The 19,158-nt window shown below is 32.6% G+C and carries 16 protein-coding genes; 15 read left to right on the forward strand and 1 reads right to left on the reverse strand.

Features of this window, described 5'->3' with window-relative positions; genetic code table 11:
* The first annotated feature begins 53 nt into the window (after positions 1-53).
* The 15 genes from uvrC to B8T70_RS11495 all read left to right on the forward strand — a co-directional run bounded on the left by uvrC (position 54) and on the right by B8T70_RS11495 (position 18,636).
* Complete coding sequence (gene uvrC / locus B8T70_RS11425; protein WP_086894929.1) at positions 54-1,853, forward strand: excinuclease ABC subunit UvrC; 1,800 nt, start codon at positions 54-56, stop codon at positions 1,851-1,853.
* A 4-nt stretch (positions 1,854-1,857) separates the two neighbouring features.
* Complete coding sequence (locus B8T70_RS11430; protein WP_086894930.1) at positions 1,858-2,358, forward strand: hypothetical protein; 501 nt, start codon at positions 1,858-1,860, stop codon at positions 2,356-2,358.
* Positions 2,359-2,431: 73 nt separating this feature from the next.
* Positions 2,432-4,801, forward strand: coding sequence for a patatin-like phospholipase family protein (locus B8T70_RS11435; protein WP_086894931.1), 2,370 nt, complete (start codon positions 2,432-2,434; stop codon positions 4,799-4,801).
* A gap of 256 nt (positions 4,802-5,057) precedes the next feature.
* A complete protein-coding gene (locus B8T70_RS11440) occupies positions 5,058-6,215 on the forward strand; it encodes a homogentisate 1,2-dioxygenase (RefSeq protein WP_039113171.1) in 1,158 nt (385 codons plus the stop codon).
* 125 nt (positions 6,216-6,340) lie between these two features.
* Entirely contained in the window at positions 6,341-6,703 is a 363-nt protein-coding gene (locus tag B8T70_RS11445) for a four helix bundle protein (RefSeq protein WP_039113172.1), read from the forward strand.
* 85 nt (positions 6,704-6,788) lie between these two features.
* Entirely contained in the window at positions 6,789-7,949 is a 1,161-nt protein-coding gene (gene hppD, locus B8T70_RS11450; RefSeq protein WP_039113173.1) for a 4-hydroxyphenylpyruvate dioxygenase, read from the forward strand.
* Positions 7,950-8,241: 292 nt separating this feature from the next.
* On the forward strand, positions 8,242-9,009 hold the full coding sequence (locus B8T70_RS11455; protein ID WP_039113174.1) for a DUF3108 domain-containing protein: 768 nt from the start codon (positions 8,242-8,244) through the stop codon (positions 9,007-9,009).
* Positions 9,009-9,950, forward strand: a complete 942-nt coding sequence (locus B8T70_RS11460; RefSeq protein WP_039113175.1) for a tryptophan 2,3-dioxygenase family protein — start codon at positions 9,009-9,011, stop codon at positions 9,948-9,950. The genes B8T70_RS11455 and B8T70_RS11460 overlap by 1 nt, the downstream gene beginning before the upstream one ends.
* A gap of 46 nt (positions 9,951-9,996) precedes the next feature.
* Positions 9,997-11,190, forward strand: a complete 1,194-nt coding sequence (locus B8T70_RS11465; protein WP_369827398.1) for a peptidoglycan DD-metalloendopeptidase family protein — start codon at positions 9,997-9,999, stop codon at positions 11,188-11,190.
* Between the two features lie 35 nt (positions 11,191-11,225).
* Entirely contained in the window at positions 11,226-11,846 is a 621-nt protein-coding gene (locus B8T70_RS11470; RefSeq protein WP_086894932.1) for a hypothetical protein, read from the forward strand.
* Positions 11,846-12,598: a hypothetical protein gene (locus B8T70_RS11475; RefSeq protein WP_086894933.1), complete on the forward strand. Its 753-nt coding sequence runs from the start codon at positions 11,846-11,848 to the stop codon at positions 12,596-12,598. Before B8T70_RS11470 ends, B8T70_RS11475 begins: the two co-directional genes overlap by 1 nt.
* Before the next feature lie 134 nt (positions 12,599-12,732).
* The gene (pgi, locus tag B8T70_RS11480; RefSeq protein WP_086894934.1) at positions 12,733-14,376 is read left to right on the forward strand and encodes a glucose-6-phosphate isomerase; all 1,644 of its coding nucleotides are present in this window, start codon (positions 12,733-12,735) and stop codon (positions 14,374-14,376) included.
* Between the two features lie 320 nt (positions 14,377-14,696).
* Complete coding sequence (locus B8T70_RS11485; protein ID WP_086894935.1) at positions 14,697-17,513, forward strand: TonB-dependent receptor; 2,817 nt, start codon at positions 14,697-14,699, stop codon at positions 17,511-17,513.
* A 105-nt stretch (positions 17,514-17,618) separates the two neighbouring features.
* Positions 17,619-18,041: a hypothetical protein gene (locus B8T70_RS11490; RefSeq protein ID WP_039117962.1), complete on the forward strand. Its 423-nt coding sequence runs from the start codon at positions 17,619-17,621 to the stop codon at positions 18,039-18,041.
* Positions 18,042-18,126: 85 nt separating this feature from the next.
* Positions 18,127-18,636: a septal ring lytic transglycosylase RlpA family protein gene (locus tag B8T70_RS11495; protein WP_039117961.1), complete on the forward strand. Its 510-nt coding sequence runs from the start codon at positions 18,127-18,129 to the stop codon at positions 18,634-18,636.
* Here the strand turns inward: B8T70_RS11495 and B8T70_RS11500 are convergent.
* Complete coding sequence (locus tag B8T70_RS11500) at positions 18,629-19,084, reverse strand: DinB family protein (RefSeq protein WP_086894936.1); 456 nt, start codon at positions 19,082-19,084, stop codon at positions 18,629-18,631. The two genes, B8T70_RS11495 and B8T70_RS11500, sit on opposite strands and share 8 nt — an antisense overlap.
* Between the last annotated feature and the right edge of the window lie 74 nt (positions 19,085-19,158).

The raw sequence follows: 19,158 nt of genomic DNA on the forward strand, positions 1-19,158 counted from the left end.
GAAGAAACTCAAAAGAATTATAAAATTCAAACTCAAAAGTTTAAATTTGTTGTATGCAGACTCCTCTCGAACTTCAAATCCAAACTTTACCAGATAATCCTGGCGTATATCAATATTATGATAAAGATGGAAAAATATTATATGTAGGCAAAGCCAAAAATTTAAAGAAAAGAGTTTCTTCTTATTTCAATAAAATTCATGATACTGCCAAAACCAATGTTTTGGTAAAGAAAATTGTAACTATAAAACACATTGTTGTTCCTACCGAAACCGATGCGCTTTTGTTAGAAAACAACCTTATAAAAACCCTACAACCGCGCTACAATGTATTGTTGCGTGATGATAAAAGTTATCCTTGGATTTGCATAAAAAGAGAACCTTTTTCGCGTATTTTTTCTACACGCAGAATGGTCAAAGATGGTTCAGAATATTTTGGCCCATATACCAGTTTTAAAACCGTACATACAATCCTCGATCTTATAAAAGAGCTATATCCGCTTAGAACCTGTAATTTCGATTTAAGCAAATCAAACATTCATAGTGGTAAGTTTAAAGTATGTTTAGAGTATCATATTGGTAATTGCAAAGGACCATGCGAAGGACTACAAACACTAGAAGATTACCAAAAACAAATCGATGCTATTCGCGAAATCCTAAAAGGAAATTTTAAAGAAAGCATGAAAGATTTTAAGCGCCATATGATCCAATTGGCGCAAGATTTACGATTTGAAGAAGCACAAAAAATAAAAGAAAAAATAGAAGTTCTGGAAAATTATCAATCCAGATCGACTATTATAAATCCTAAGATTACCAACATCGATGTGTTCTCGATAGTTTCGGATGAAAGCGCGGCGTATGTCAATTTTCTTCAAATTTCGCATGGCTCGATTATACGTTCCCATACTTTAGAAATCAAGAAAAAACTAGACGAAACCGATGCCGAATTACTAGAACTTGCTATAATTGAGCTGCGTGAGCGTTTCCAATTATTATCCAAAGAAATCATTGTTCCTTTTGAAGTCGATTTGGGAGAAAACATTAAAGTTACCGTTCCACAACTGGGCGATAAAAAACAGATTCTGGATTTATCGATTAGAAACGCTAAGTTTTACCGAATCGAACAACTCAAACAATTACAAATCGTAGATCCCGACCGTCATACCAAGCGTATTATGGCACAAATGCAAAAAGATTTACGCCTGCCAGTTGAGCCACGCCATATAGAATGTTTTGATAACTCCAACATACAAGGAACAAATCCCGTTGCAGCCTGCGTAGTTTTTAAAGATGGAAAACCAAGCAAAAAAGATTATCGTCATTTTAATGTAAAAACCGTCGAAGGTCCAGATGATTTTGCCTCTATGACCGAGATTGTATATCGCCGTTACAAAAGATTATTAGATGAAAATGAACCTCTGCCACAACTTATAATTATCGATGGAGGAAAAGGACAATTATCATCGGCTTTAAAAAGTATAGACGAACTCGGATTACGTGGTAAAATCACAATAATAGGTATTGCCAAACGTCTCGAAGAACTCTTTTATCCCGGAGATTCAATCCCGTTATATCTAGATAAAAGATCAGAGACCTTAAAAATTATTCAACAATTACGAAACGAAGCCCATAGATTCGGAATCACATTTCACCGTGACAAACGTAGCAAAGCAGCTTTAAATTCGTCTATAGAAAGCATTCCGGGAATAGGCGAAAAAACCATGCTTACATTAATACAACATTTTAAAAGTGTAAAGCGATTAAAACTGGCAACCGAAAAAGAAATAGCAGATATTGTAGGTCCATCCAAAGCAAAAAAAATAACAACATTTTACAGTAACACCAATCAAGAATAACCTCATGAAAATAATCCTTTTAAACATCATTCTATTATTTTCATACCATAGTTATAGTCAGAAGAATATTGAAATTAATCAAAAAGATAACATCCAAATAAAAATAAAAGCGGTTAATGATTTCGAAAAATTAGAAATCACCACTTCTAAAAATAATAAAACACAAATTATAGATAGCATAGAAACTTCAATTTCAGACAGAGAAATGCACTTTGCGATTGAAGATTATAATTTTGATGGCTATCAAGACTTTTCTACCTATCATCTAGACGACGGAATGGGAGTTTACACCATATTTCAACTTTTTATTTACGACCCAATAAGCAGTCAGTTTAAACAATTAAAAATGCCTCGAAACTTCGGACCAGAATGCGATGAGTTTTGCGACGTCCAAATAAACAAAAAGAAAAAGACAATTCAATCAAGTTGTCGAGGTGGTGCACGATGGCATACTGACGTTTGGAAATTCGACAAAAACAAAAACCTTATATTATTGAAGAAATAATGTTATTAAAACAAAAATGACATATAAAGTTCGATAATATTTCCGACTTTTACAGAACAAACCAGCTATTTCTATGAGCCTCATCCAGCTGTCCATTACAAATACTCGATTAAAAAACTTTTTTTCTATTGCAAAAAAAGGAGCTTCTTGGGTCGCTCTTTTTCTACAAGAAAAAATAGCTTTTCTTCACTCGCAGTTTTCCATTCCCATCTGGGGCATAAAAACATTAGTTGTTTTAATAACATTAGGTTTCACTCAGAACACATTTGCTCAGGATACTATAAAAAAAGATAAAAATGATCCCACTTATCGTCCAAAAATTGGTTTGGTATTAAGTGGTGGCGGAGCCAAAGGATTTGCTCATATTGGGGTATTAAAAGTTCTGGAAGAAGCAGGAATCAAAATCGATTATATAGGCGGTACCAGTATGGGATCCATCATTGGCGGACTTTATGCGTCTGGTTATAATGCATCTCAAATTGATTCAATTTTTAAGAGAACCAATTTTGATGATTTAATAAATGACTACATTCCAAGATCATCCAAAAACTTTTACGAAAAAAGAAACGACGAATTATACGCTATAATTTTACCTTTTAGCAATTTTAAAATTGGAATTCCCGAAGCACTTTCTAAAGGAATGTACAACTATAATTTACTAAGCAGCCTTACTCGAAACGTAAGACACATTCGCGATTTTAATCAGCTACCAACACCATTTTTATGTATCGCTACCAATATCGAAACTGGCGAAGAAGTATTGCTTAACAAAGGAAATTTGGCGCAAGCCATGATTGCCAGCGCAGCATTCCCTTCCCTATTCTCACCTGTAGAAATAGACGGAAAACTACTAGTAGATGGTGGAGTTGTAAACAATTATCCTATAAAAGAAGTTCGCAATTTAGGCGCAGATATAATCATAGGTGTAGATGTTCAGGATGATTTATTAGATCGCACAAAACTGAAAGATGCTACTCGTATATTAGTACAAATAACCAATCTTCAATCTATCGATAAGATGAAGAGAAAAATAAAAAACACCGATATATATATCAAACCAGATATTAAAGAATATGGTGTAATCTCTTTTGATAAAGGAGAACAAATTATCCGAAGAGGAGAAGATGCAACCTTTGCGACTTACGAAAAAATTAAAGCATTGGTCGAAAAACAAGGTTATTACAAAAAACCTGAGTTAAAAGTAGCTTCAGACACATTGCAAATCGAAGATATAAATTGCAATCACCTGGAAAATTTTACTCACGAATATATTACAAGTAAATTACGCTTTAAAGCAGGATCAAAAATAACTTATAGTGACCTTTTAAAAGGTGTCAATAATATTAATGCCACCCAAAACTTTAGTGCAATTTCCTATTCATTAGATCCAAATGGAACTCGTGATGACTTAAATTTAACTTTAAAAGAAAATCCAACTCAAACCTATCTAAAATTTGGTTTGCATTATGACGGACTTTACAAAAGTGCAATTTTAGTAAATCTTACCCACAGAAAAACGCTCTTTAAAAACGACATTACTTCATTGGATATCATTTTAGGAGATAATTTTAGATACAATCTTGACTATTATATCGAGAACGGATTTAATATAAGCTTTGGATTCAAATCAAGACTAACACAATTTAATCGAAATATAACTCAAGAACTAAGTAGTCCACTTCTTAAAAGTACAGATCCTAATTTAGTTAATGTTGATTTTCTCGACATAACTAATCAAGCCTATTTTCAAACACTTTTTGTCCAAAAATTCCTGATAGGTGGAGGAGTCGAATATAAATATTTAAAAATACACTCAAAGACCTTAGCCGCTATAGATCCAAACATAGACAAAAGCAGTTACTTTAGTTTATTCGGATATATGAATTATGACACCTTCGATAATAAAGATTTTCCTAAAAGAGGATGGGGTTTTTCAGGTAATATTCAGTCTTATCTATTTTCCTCAAATTACACAAGTGTCTTCGAACCTTTCTCTACTGCAAAAGCAGAAATTGGTGTAGCAAAAACCATATTCAATAAGGCAACTGTAGTTTTTAAAGCTAATGCAGGACTTACTTTTGGTCAAACAAGTGTACCATTTTTCAATTATGTTTTAGGAGGATATGGTTATTACAAATTAGATAATTTTAATTATTTCTACGGATATGACTTTTTAAGTCTTGCCGGAAACAGTCTTATAAAAGCCGAAGCAACCTTTGATTACGAAATATTCAAAAAAAATCATATTAATTTCACAGCCAACTTTGCAAACCTTGGAAACAATATTTTTGAAGGAGTCGAGTGGGTTTCAGTACCAAAATACACAGGTTATGCCGTAGGTTATGGCTTAGAGACAATAATAGGTCCTATAGAAATAAAATACTCCTGGTCGCCTGAAAACACCAAAGGCTATACATGGTTTAAAATAGGTTTTGTGTTTTAATTTAGTTTTTTAGAAAAAATTTATGTTATAAATAATATAATATGTAATTTTGATTCATAAAAATTACGACATTTGTTATAATGAAAACAAAATGGACAGGTTTATTAGAGTATCTTCAATTCCTTATCAAGAGAAATCCTGAATAAAACTACCGAATTGAGATAATTAGTCAATTACACAATATTGAGCTAATTATCTGTTCACACAATTCAAATTTTTCGAATTATCTAATTTAAAATTATCTAATAGAAAAGCCATGCCATTATATCATAAACTTGGAGATTTTCCTCAAAAAAGACACACCCAATTCGAAAAACCTAACGGAGGGTTATACTACGAACAATTGTTTGGAACCGAAGGTTTTCACGGACATTCGTCATTGTCTTATCATGTTCACAGACCAACACAAGTAAAAGAAATTTTAAATTCTTATTCGGTTGAACCAAAAATTGCAATCGGAAAAAACATAAAATCATTACTTTTTAAAGGTTTTGAACTTAAACCTGAAAATGATTTTCTTGACAGTCGTAAAGCCATGTTAGTCAATAAAGACTGTATTATAGGTTTAGCAGCTCCAAAAGAATCCCTTAGAAAATATTACTACAAGAATGCCGATGCCGATGAAATGCTTTTCATCCATAAAGGAAAAGGAAAATTAAGAACCATGCTTGGGAATATCCCTTTTGAGTATGGCGATTATTTAATCATTCCGAGAGGTATTATTTATCAAATAGAATTTGAAACCGAAGAAAACCGCCTTTTTTATGTCGAATCCTTCGCTCCTTTTTATACCCCAAAGCGTTATAAAAACCAATCAGGTCAGCATTTAGAGCATTCTCCATTTTGTGAGCGTGATTTTATTTTGCCAAACGAATTGGAAACACATGACGAAAAAGGTGATTTTTTAATTAAAATCAAAAAAGAGGGCATGATTCACGAAGTGGTTTATGCCACACATCCTTTTGATGTTGTGGGTTGGGATGGATATAATTTCCCATACGGATTCTCGATTCATAATTTCGAGCCTATCACTGGTCGTGTACACCAACCGCCACCAGTACATCAAACTTTTGAAACGGCAACTTTTGTCGTTTGCTCATTCTGCCCAAGACTTTACGATTATCACCCGAAAGCAATTCCGGCACCATACAATCACAGCAATATAGATTCTGATGAAGTACTATATTATGTTGATGGTGATTTTATGAGTCGTAATAATATTGAGCAAGGTCATATCACTTTACACCCAAAAGGAATTCCGCATGGTCCAGCACCAGGCGCAATGGAGCGTAGTATTGGTCACAAAGAAACCCATGAATTAGCCGTAATGGTTGATACTTTCCGCCCACTTATGGTCACGGAAGAAGCAATGGGTCTTGATGATGGACAGTATTACAAATCCTGGACGGAATAGTTAGTCAATGTGCCAATTTGATAATTAGATAATTTAATCAATTAGAAAATTTAATTAATTTGCAACTTTAAACCTACAAATTAATTATCTCATTAGCGAATTTTCTAATTATCAAATTAAAACAAATGACTTTCAACGAAAAATATAAAGACAACGCTCTTTTAATTAAAACATTCAATTTCGCATTAAACATAATTGATTACACGACTGAACTTCAAGAACAAAAGAAATTCGTAATTGCAAATCAGTTATTAAAAAGCGGAACATCAATTGGAGCCAATTCAAAAGAATCTCAAAACGCAGAAAGTAAAGCCGATTTTATACATAAATTAAAAATAGCCATTAAGGAAGCAGACGAAGCAGAATATTGGTTGTTCTTATGTGATGCTCATAAAGGTTATCCTGACTGTAAAGGATTATTAAATGAATTATCCGAAATTTTAAAAATTTTAAACAAAATAATATCAACATCTAAGATGAAAAAATGAGATAATTTAAAAAATGTGTCAATTAGAAAATTAATTTAATTAACACGTCAAAAATTATCTAATTTTCTCATTATCAAATTATCTAATTATGAAACAGGTAAAATCAGTAGAATACGGATTAGAAAAAATCTTTGAAGGAGCACAAGATTTCCTTCCGTTATTAGGAACAGATTATGTAGAATTCTACGTAGGAAATGCAAAACAATCGGCACATTATTACAAAACAGCTTTTGGTTACCAATCATTGGCTTATGCAGGATTAGAAACAGGAGTAAGAGATAAAGCATCTTACGTTTTAAAACAAGACAAAATAAGACTTGTTTTAACAACCCCTTTAACACAAGATTCACCAATACACGAACACCTTAAAAAACATGGTGATGGTGTAAAAGTTGCCGCTCTTTGGGTTGAAGATGCAAGAAGCGCTTACGAAGAAACTATGAAACGTGGTGCACGTTCATTTATGGAACCAACTGTCGAAAAAGATGAATTTGGAGAAGTAGTACGTTCTGGAATTTACACTTACGGAGAAACAGTTCATATTTTTGTAGAAAGAAAAAACTATAATGGTGTTTTCTTACCAGGTTATAAAGAATGGAAATCAGACTATAATCCAGAACCAACAGGATTAAAATATATCGACCATATGGTTGGAAATGTGGGATGGAACGAAATGAATACATGGGTAAAATTCTACGAAGACGTTATGGGATTCGTAAATTTCTTATCGTTTGATGACAAACAAATCACAACAGAATATTCGGCCTTGATGAGTAAAGTAATGTCTAACGGAAACGGAAGAATTAAATTCCCAATCAATGAACCAGCCGAAGGAAAGAAAAAATCTCAAATAGAAGAATATTTAGATTTCTATGGCGGACCAGGAATTCAGCATATTGCCATTGCAACCGATGATATCATAAAAACAGTATCGCAATTAAAAGCGCGTGGAGTTGAGTTTTTATCTGCCCCTCCGCACACTTATTACCAGGCAATTCCTGAAAGATTAGGTGTTCATATGGATATGATGAAAGAAGACATCAACGAAATTGAAAAATTAGCAATTATGGTCGACGCTGACGAAGATGGGTATCTATTACAGATTTTCACGAAGCCAGTTCAAGACCGTCCTACCCTATTTTTCGAAATAATTCAAAGAATGGGAGCTAAAGGATTTGGTGCTGGTAACTTTAAAGCACTTTTTGAGTCGATTGAGAGAGAACAAGAATTGCGAGGAACACTGTAAAAACGCATTTTTTATGCATTATGTGAAAAAATCCTCTTTAAACCGATGCTTTTTTTGCAAATGATATGTTAAACTCACTTTTTTACTATTATTTTTAATGTCTTTATATCTATCTTTGCACTCGCAAAACAGGAGGGGGTGGTTTCCTTCCTAAATTGATATAAATTTCATAATTTATAGTTTTTTGGTTAGTTAATAGCATAAAAACTCAGTCATTCCTTGACTGAGTTTTTTTGTTTTAATACATTTGGAATAGAATTTGCATTTATTTTATAAATTGTCAAAGAATCTTATGAAAAAACTAATCCTCTCCATATTCGTAATCCTTACACTTAGCTTCGATACTCAAAAAGAAGACTCATTTGATGTAGGTGAATGGTTCAAATTCAGAATTCATTATGGTATCATAAACGCTGGATATGCAACACTCGAAATAAAAGATGCTACTGTAAACAACAAAAAAGTGTTTCATGCCGTGGGTAAAGGTTACACAACCGGAATGTCACGTTTTTTCTTTAAAGTAGATGATTTATATGAAAGCTATTTTGACAAAGAAACTGGAAACCCATATCAGTTTGTACGAAAAATAGACGAAGGCGGCTATACCAAGAATCAAGAAGGTTTTTTTAACCAAGATGGGCGTGTTCTTGTAAAAGATTACAAACACAAGACAGAGAAAACAATTGTTATTGGTAAAAACGTACAAGATATTATGTCCTCCTTTTACTATTTAAGGAACCATCCTAATATAGACAAACTAAAATCAGGAGAATCGATAACAATTGACATGTTTTTTGACGACGAAACAACAAAATTTAAGTTAAAATTCGTAGGTCGTGAGGATATTACAACTAAATTTGGAACCGTTCCGACAATGATTTTTAAACCATTGGTACAATCAGGACGAGTTTTTAAAGAAAAAGAAAGCGTAACACTCTGGATAACAGATGACGATAACAAATTACCAGTCCGAATAAAAGCAGATCTTGCCGTTGGCTCTATAAAAGCCGATTTGGACGCATTCAAAGGATTAAAAAATCCATTTAAAGTAAAAAAATAATGAATATCACTGATAATTCAGAATCAATTTTAAAAGAAATTGATAAAAAATACCATGCTATTAACCAAAAAACAGACGTACAATTAGAAGGTCTGCTTTGGTCAAAACCTATTACGTATTGGGATTACATCCAAACTGATGCACTTTTAAATCTTCAAATACAAAGAACAACTCTTCCTGACGAAATGGTATTTATTATGTACCATCAGGTAAACGAATTAATCTTCAAGATGATTCTTTGGGAGATTGAGCAAGTTTCGGAAGTAGAAAATATTCAGACTGATTTTTTTAGTGAGCGCCTTTCCAGAATTACACGTTATTTTGATATGCTAACCAATTCATTTAGCATTATGGAAAACGGCATGGAAGTCGAGCAGTATATGAAATTTAGAAATACATTAACTCCTGCAAGTGGTTTTCAGAGCGCACAATATCGATTAGTCGAATTCTCCTCAACAGATGTAATTAATTTAACAGATCGCAGATACAAAGACCGCTTTGACGCAAATACCGACCTAGAAACTAGCTTTGAACATTTATACTGGCAAGCAGCCGGAAAAGATTATCAAACAGGTCAAAAATCATATTTACTTCAAGAATTTGAGAAAAAATACAAATCTCAATTTCTAACACAAATGAAAGAATACAAGACCAAAAATATTTGGCAAAAATTCAAACAACTTCCCGAAGAAGATCAAAAAAACCCAGCATTAGTTCAAGCAATGCGCCATTATGACCACACCGTAAATATTACTTGGGTAATGCAACATTTAAATACTGCCAGAAAATACATTCTTGAAAGCGGAAAAGGAAATGGAGAAGCAACAGGCGGAAGTGATTGGCAAAAATACATGCATCCTAAATACCAACGCAGGATATTTTTTCCAGAATTATGGAGCGCAGAAGAATTGGCCGATTGGGGAAATGAAAAAGAAATATAATTAATAAAAAAAGAAGAGTTTGAAACAAGTATCAGCAATTATAATAATGTTATTTTTAATAATATCATGTAATAAAACAACGGATAAAATTGAAACTAAAATTACCAAACCAAAACCACAAAAAGTTGATTTTGGGTTTAATTATGCTGACTACAATGTGGTTAATGACACTATAGAAAAAGGTGAAACTTTTGGGACTATTATCCAAGGACAAAACATTGGAAGCAAACAAGTCTATAATATTGTAGAACAAATTAAAGATTCATTTAATGTAAGAACCATTAGATACCATAAACCATACACCCTTCTTAGATCAAAAAACAAAACAAACGATTTACAAGTTTTCATATATCAACCCGACGCATTAAGCTACTACGTAGTCGACTTACGCGATAGTATTGCAAAAGCATACAAAAAAGTAAAACCTGTTACTCTTAAACGAAAAATAATAGGTGGAGTTTTAAAAAGCTCCTTATCAGAAACTTTAGGAAATGAAAGTGTAGAAACTGCACTTGCAAGTCGAATCACCAAAGTTTTCTCATGGTCTATCGATTTCTTCAAACTTAAAAAAGGAGATCGCTACGGATTAATTTTCACAGAACGTTTTATAAACGGCAAAACTTATGATGGTGTTGAAGAACTTGAAGCTGCATTTTTTGAATATAAAGGCAAAATTATATATGCCTTTCCATTTGAAAGAGACACAACTTCAGGAAAAGTTGAATATTATGATGACGAAGGAAAAACACTGAAAAACTTCTTCTTAAAAACGCCAATCAAATTTAGCCGAATCACATCTAGATTTACCGCCAACAGGTTTCACCCGGTACAACATACCTGGAAAGCACACAAAGGAACTGATTATGCAGCTCCAACAGGAACTCCTATTTCAACCACAGCTTCTGGAGTTGTAGAAGCTACTGGATATACAGCAGGAAACGGAAATTTTGTAAAAGTAAAACACAACGGTACTTATTCTACTCAATACTTACATATGTCCCGAATATTAGTAAAACGCGGGCAACGTGTAACTCAAGGACAAACTATCGGATTAGTAGGAAGCACCGGACTTGCAACTGGACCTCACGTATGTTATCGTTTCTGGAAAAACGGCGTTCAGGTAGATGCTCTTCGACTTAATTTACCTACTGGAGAATCTCTAACAGGAAATGAGAAAACCCGTTTCATGAAACAAATAGAGCCTTTAAAGAGAGAATTGGATAGTATTGGGAATATATAATTTTTACTGAAACACATTCTCTAAAAACAGGAACAATGAAAAACACTCGTCTTAAAGCAATTTATAATGAAACTTTTTCGGGTTTAAAACTATTTTACAGAGATACAAATTTGCCCGAAAATTTAATCTCAAATTATAAAGTCGGACAGATAATTCAAGAAAAAGGTTTTACTGACATGAGTACCCTTGGCGGTGGTCTTTCAGGAAATTTCAGATATTTAATTGCAAGCGCTAACGCAAAAGATTTGTCAATATTCAATCCTGATTCAGCAAAGATTGGTCACTATCTATTAGATACTATTGCTTATTTTAAAGTATTAGATATTCAGAAAACTGAAGACAAAACACAAGTTTTTCTTTTAAACATTCCAGACAATTCATTAACACTATTTAAAAATTCATCTTCAAACCTGGAAGAAGAAATTACAGAAAAAGCAAGAGAGAAATTTATTACCAAAAGAAACTCGCCGCTAATTCCTGAACTACAAACCAACGATTGGAAAGAAAGAACCAAAACTCCAATTGGAATGAATGACAATGGCGAAATGTTCTTTGATGATTCTAAAATTAAAACAGAATCTCCAAAAAGAATAGAAATCAATACTGCCAAGAAAACAATTGAAGTAAACAAAAAACCTTGGTGGAAGATTTGGTGATGAAAAAACTACTCCTTATAATTATTATTTTAAGCATCACATCTTGTAAAAATGGCGTTGAAAAAACTGGAACAAAAAAAGCATTCCTAGAGCCCAATCAGATTTCTTATGATTGGCAATTATTCGCAGCTAAGAATGGCACATCAAAAGATTCTGTTTTATCAAATGACATTCAATTTATCAACGATTCTATTTTAAAAGGAAAATTCAAATTAGACATTTCTAAATATGAAGCTGAAAGCAAAATAAAAGAATGCTTGCCTTTTAGACTTAAAAAGAAAATGTTTGATGAATATTATAATGAAGGGTTTAATAATCTAGGAGATTTAAATGGTGACAAAAAAGAAGATTATGTTTTTGTTTTACATGCATTGAATTATTGCGAAGAAGGAGATTCTTATTATTTTACAGATAATAGCATTCCCCGAATTTTAACCGACTCTAATTGTTGCCATCCTTCAAGTATTATAAACATTGGAGACATTGATGAAGATGGTAAAAGTGAAATAGCCGAATATTATTCATCATGCGCAAGTAGATACAAAGCAATTACGATATATAGTTTAAAAGATTCTGAGTGGAAAGAAATAAAATCATTCTCTTTTGTTTTAAACGATAAATATTTCATTGACAAAGATTTTAAAAAGCTATTCAGAAAAACATCTAAAAATAATCTTGAATATTACGAAATTAAAGATGTCAATATAGAAGGCAAACTAATTGCATCATGGGAAAAAATTAAAATCCAATAATCATTATGATAGTATTTAGCCACATAAAACGTTTTCGTAACTATTTGTTATATAATCGTGAAGCGTTACACTATTAAAAACTAATTTCAGTATTTTTGTGTTTTAATAACCAAATTTTCAATTAAGACAAAAAAATGGCTTTAAACACAACAAACCCAACTGGGACTGAAGCGTGGAAAAATCTACAAAACCACTATAACGCAATTCACGAAACTACGATACAAGAATTATTTCAACAAGATGCAACTCGTGTTGAAAAATTCAATTTACAATGGAATGACTTTTTACTAGATTATTCTAAAAATAATATTAATCAGGAAACTATCTCTCTTTTATTAGAGCTAGCAAATTCTATTGGATTAAAAGACGCGATCTCTCAATATTTTTGTGGTGAAATAATTAACCAAACCGAAAACAGAGCTGTTTTACATACTGCTTTACGTGCGCCAGAATCTGCTGTAATAAAAGTAGACGGAGAAAATGTAATTCCAGAAGTTTACGAAGTAAAAAACAAAATCAAAAAATTTAGCCATGAAGTAATTTCTGGAGAAAGAAAAGGTTTTACAGGAAAAGCTTTTACTGATATTGTTAATATTGGTATCGGAGGTTCTGACCTTGGACCAGTTATGGCAGTTGAAGCATTACAGTTTTACAAAAATCATTTAACTACGCATTTCGTTTCGAATGTAGATGGTGATCACGTAAATGAAGTTATCAAGAAACTAAACCCTGAAACTACATTATTTGTAATTGTTTCAAAAACTTTTACTACTCAGGAAACATTAACCAATTCTGAAACTATTAAAGAATGGTTTTTAAAATCGGCTTCACAAGAAGATATTGCAAAACATTTTGTTGCTGTATCTACTAACATTCAAAAAGTAACTGAATTCGGAATTAATCCAGACAACGTTTTCCCGATGTGGGATTGGGTTGGTGGACGTTTCTCCTTATGGAGTGCAGTTGGTTTAAGCATTAGCTTAGCAGTTGGTTTTGATAATTACAACCAATTATTAGAAGGTGCTAATGAAACTGACGAGCATTTTAAATCAGCTGAATTTGGCCAAAACTTACCTGTAATTCTAGCTTTATTAAGTGTTTGGTATAATAATTTTTACGGTGCCGAAAGTGAAGCACTAATTCCTTACACTCAATATTTACAAAAATTGGCTCCGTACTTGCAACAAGCAACAATGGAAAGCAACGGAAAAAGTGTAGGTCGTGACGGAAAACCTGTTAACTACCAAACAGGAACTATTATTTGGGGAGAACCTGGAACAAACTCGCAACACGCATTCTTCCAATTAATACACCAAGGGACAAAATTAATCCCAACAGATTTTATTGGATATGTAGAGCCTTTATATGGTAACGAAGATCATCATAATAAATTGATGTCAAACTTCTTTGCACAAACCGAAGCTTTATTACACGGAAAAACGGCAGCACAAGTTCAGGCTGAATTTGACAAACAAGGACTTGCAGCAGACAAAGCCGCATTCTTATTACCTTTTAAAGTATTTACTGGTAACAAACCAACAAATACTATTTTAATACAAAAACTAACTCCAAAATCTCTGGGTTCATTAATTGCCTTATATGAGCACAAAATATTTGTTCAGGGACTTATCTGGAATATATTTAGCTATGACCAATGGGGAGTAGAATTAGGTAAACAATTGGCCAATTCTATATTAGATGAGATCAATACAAAAACAGTAAAAAATCACGATAGTTCAACCTCTTTCTTATTAAATCATTTTTTGAAGAATAAGTAAGAACTAGAAACTTATAGTAAATAATCCTTAAAAAGCTTATTGATTTTAACAATCAATAAGCTTTTTCTTATAATACTAATCCTCAAGTTATTCGCTTTATCTAAAATTAACATACGCTCGCTTTTTATTGATTTTATTTTTTGATATTTTAACAAAAAACCATCCATAAAATTTAAAAAAATGCCATTTTCCTTACTATAAATCAACAAAATCACTTTAATACTCAAGAGATTACGCAAAACGATATTTTCTTAACGTTTTGATAACATTATCCGATTAATTTGTTATAATTTTGCCAAAAACAATTAACTAAATAACAAATGAAGACAATGAAAAATTGGTTACTCACGGGACTATTGTTCATGATGGTTTCAACCGTATTTTCGCAAGGAAAAATCACAGGTACAATTACCGATGGTTCTAATTCTTTACCTGGAGCTAATGCTGTAGTTAAAGGGTCATCAGACGCTGGCTCAAGCGATTTTGATGGTAAATTTTCTATTACAACTTCAGTAGCCTCTGGAGAAGTAGTTGTTTCTTACTTAGGTTACGACTCTAAAACAATTAAATTTTCTGTTTCTAATGGAGGAACTGTTAATTTAGGAGCTATCGTTTTAACATCAAACTCTAACCAACTAGACGAGATTGTTGTAAAAAGTACTGTAGTTGATATCGCTAAGGACAGAAAAACTCCTGTTGCTGTTTCTACTATTAAAGCTTCAGAAATCCAAGCAAAATTAGGAACTCAAGAATTTCCTGAGGTTTTAAGAAATACTCCTTCAGTTTACGCTACAAAAGGTGGTGGTGGATACGGAGACTCAAGAATCAACATTCGTGGATTTGACCAAAAAAACATTGCCGTAATGGTTAATGGTATGCCAATTAATGACATGGAAGGTGGAACTGTTTACTGGAGTAACTGGGCTGGACTTTCTGATGTAACTTCTGCAATGCAGGTACAAAGAGGTTTAGGTTCTTCTAAACTTGCTGTTTCATCTGTAGGGGGAACAATAAACATTGTAACTAAATCTTCTGACATCAAACAAGGAGGTTCATTTTCTTCTGGATTTGGTAATGCAAATTATTTAAAACTACAAGGATCTTACAATACTGGAAAATTAGATAACGGACTTTCTGCTTCTGTATTATTATCTCAAACAATGGGAGACGGATATATTAACGGAACTGAATTTGAAGGAACTAACTACTTCGTAGCTTTAGGATATGCTACAAAAGATAACAAACACGATTTTCAATTTACTGTAACTGGTGCGCCACAATGGCACAACCAAAGATCAACAAACATATCAATTGAAACTTACCAAAAATACGGTTCTCTTGAAAACCCAAATACAAGATACAACGCTGATAATGGGTACTTAAATGGTGAGAGATACAATATCAAAAAAAATTACTACCACAAGCCTGTTGCATCTATCAACTGGGATTATAAAATAAACGAAACTACTAAACTTTCTAGTGTACTTTATGCATCATGGGGACGTGGAGCCGGAGCAAGTGGTGCAGGAGGAATTAGAGGAAAAGTTTATAGCGATGCAGTTGCTTTTAGAGACGCTAACGGTTTAGTAGATTATGATAAAATTGTAGCATACAACTCTGGTCAACCAGTTTTCATCAATGGTTTTACAGGTCCACAAACTAGAGCAAAAATAGACGGAGTTTACCAAAACGGTTTTAGTTCTGGATCCATTGCTCCTGAAGGTGCTAGTACTGGTACTTCTGGAATTTCACAAACTTCTTCTATCAACTCTCATGACTGGTATGGAGCAGTAATCAACTTGAATAAAAAATTAAGCAATACATTAACTTTAGATTTTGGAGTTGATGCTAGAACTTACAAAGGATATCACTATACAGTTGTAAATGACTTATTTGGTGGTGGAGAATTCTTTGATAACAGTGTTGCCGATTTAAAACCAGACGGTAGACACCTTACTTCTACTTACTCAACTGCTGTACAATGGAATCCTTTCCAAAATAAGGATTATGACAAAATCTCATTTAACAGTACTGGAAATGTAAGATGGTACGGAGCTTTTACTCAACTTGAGTACTCTAAAGATAATCTAACTGCATTTATACAAGGAGCAATTTCTCAACAAGGATACCAAAGAGAAGATGATTTCTTATACAAAACTACAGATCCATTATCTTCTACAGATTTTAAAAACATCTTAGGTGGTAACGTAAAAGGTGGTGCAAACTACAACATTAATGAGAAAAACAATGTGTATGTAAATGCAGGTTATTACTCTAAACAACCATTCTTTAATTCAGTTTACCCTAACAATAAATCTATAGTAAACCCTAACCTTATTAACGAAAAGATTATTGGTTTTGAAGCTGGATACGGATTCCGTTCTCGTTTCTTCAATGCTACTGTAAACGTTTACAACACAACTTGGAATGACAGATACTTAAAAGGTAACGCACTTCCAACTTCTGTTGAATTCCCTTCAAATACAACTTATACAGAATATTTAGGACTTAATGAAGTTCACTCTGGAATTGAGTTTGAAGCAAACTCAAACATTACAGATAAATTAAAAGTTAACGCTATGTTCTCTTACGGAATTTGGGAATACAAAGGAAATGCTACTGTAAATGCTTATTGGCAAGCAGATAACACTCCAATTCCAGCATATACAGGCGTTACCGTTTACATGGACAAAGTAAAAGTAGGTGATGCAGCACAAATGACAGCTTCTTTAGGAGCTTCTTACGAAGTATTACCAAGAGTTACTGTTGATGCTAATTACAATTACAATGACAACTTATATGCAGGATTAAGCCCAGTTAACTTTACATCTCCAGACAACAAAGGAGCATTAGAGTTACCTAATTACGGAGTAATGGATGCAGGTTTCTCATACAAAATGCTTGTAGGTAAAGACAAAAACAGATCAATGAACTTTAGATTAAACGTAAACAACGTTTTAGACAAAATTTACATTGCTGAATCTAGAACTAATTATTTTACTGACGATTTTGTTAATGGAAAAAATGGACCTACTTATGCTTCAGCGGGAAAAATATATGACGGTGTAGCAACAGGTAACCAAGTATTCTTTGGTTTCGGAAGAACTTGGAACTTTACTTTACGTTACGATTTCTAAAAAAATCACAACATAATATTTACAAAAACGGCATTGGCTTTTTAGCTTAATGCCGTTTTTTTATGCCATAATTTTGCTTATATTTGTTAAAAAAACTTTAGTTCTATGTACGAATTCATACAAAAATTTCACTCAGGATGGGCCTATATTGCCTTAATCCTTCTATTAGTTGCAGTTATAAATGCAATTATTGGTTTTACCTCAAAAAAAGATTTTACACCAACAGATCGTAAAATTGGTCTTTTTACATTAATCGCTACTCATACGCAATTACTAATCGGATTAATCCTTTATTTCGTTTCTCCTCTTGGAAAAGCTGCTTTCGGACAAATGTCAAACGCAGACCTTAGACTTACATCATTAGAACACCCATTAATCAATATTATAGCTATCATTTTGATAACTATCGGATGGTCAAAACATAAGAACCTGACTACAAGCGAGTCAAAATTCAAAACATTTGCAATTTTTTACGGATTAGGATTAGTACTGATTCTAAGTAGATTACCATGGAAGTTATGGTTCTAAAAACACAAATCAAGCCCTAATTACAGGGCTTTTTTTAATTTCGGCATATTATTTGTGTAAGTATATCCATCTTAAAAATAAAATTATGAGTAATAAAACAACTACCATACTTTCTATCCTTATCATAACTTTCTTGAGTTGTGGTTTTTCATATTTAAACAGTCAAACCAAACCAGTAGTCTCTAAAGTAATCCAGGATAGTTTAAAAAATCAAAAAAATAAAACTGTTGCCTCTCCTACTAATACAGAAAATGACTCTATAACAATAGATAAAAATTCCAGATTAAAACTTTACAAAAAATCTGCACACGCTTCCTATTACTCTGATCGTTTTAATGGTCGAAAAACTGCAAACGGAAGCCGTTTCTACAACAATAAATATACTGCTGCTCACAAAAAACTTCCGTTTGGTACTAAAGTAAAAGTTACAAACGAAGCCAATGGAAAATTTGTAATTGTAGAAATCACAGATAGAGGCCCATTTGTAAGAACACGTGAAATAGACTTATCAAAACGTGCTTTTATGGACATCACTAAACACAAAGGTGCCGGAGCAATGACTGTAACTATCGAAACAATAGAAAAAATTAAATAAATTTTCGAATACTCATCATGATTCCAACATGGAGTGCTTCGTGGTAGTTGTTAAAAGACAATGCATCTTCAATATTTTTAAAGATAAAACCAAGACTTGTTGTTAACTCATTATATGTTTTAAACGCATTAGCATTATAATCTGCTTCAGTTTTCTTTATAGTTTCAAAAAGCAAAGATTTAATTTCTTGAAGCTCTGCTTGTGATACATCACCTTCAGGCTTGGTGTCTTTTCTATATTTTGCAACCAACTCATCCGACACCATCATTGGCAACCCTGATAACTTATAAACCAGAAGCTGCTGTGTAACAACAATATGCGCAACATTCCAAATTATATTATTATTAAATCCCTGAGGAACTTTGTTTAATTGCTCTAATGAATAATTATCTAAAAATTGTAAAATTAAATTTCTGCTTACTCTAGTTGCTTCAAATGCTTGATTCATGATTATGTTTTTTTTTATAAAAATAAACAATTTAAATATTAAATGAATTTTCTTTGCACTCAAAACTTTGATAC

This window comes from Flavobacterium sp. AJR (assembly GCF_002156885.1).
Classification (GTDB): domain Bacteria; phylum Bacteroidota; class Bacteroidia; order Flavobacteriales; family Flavobacteriaceae; genus Flavobacterium.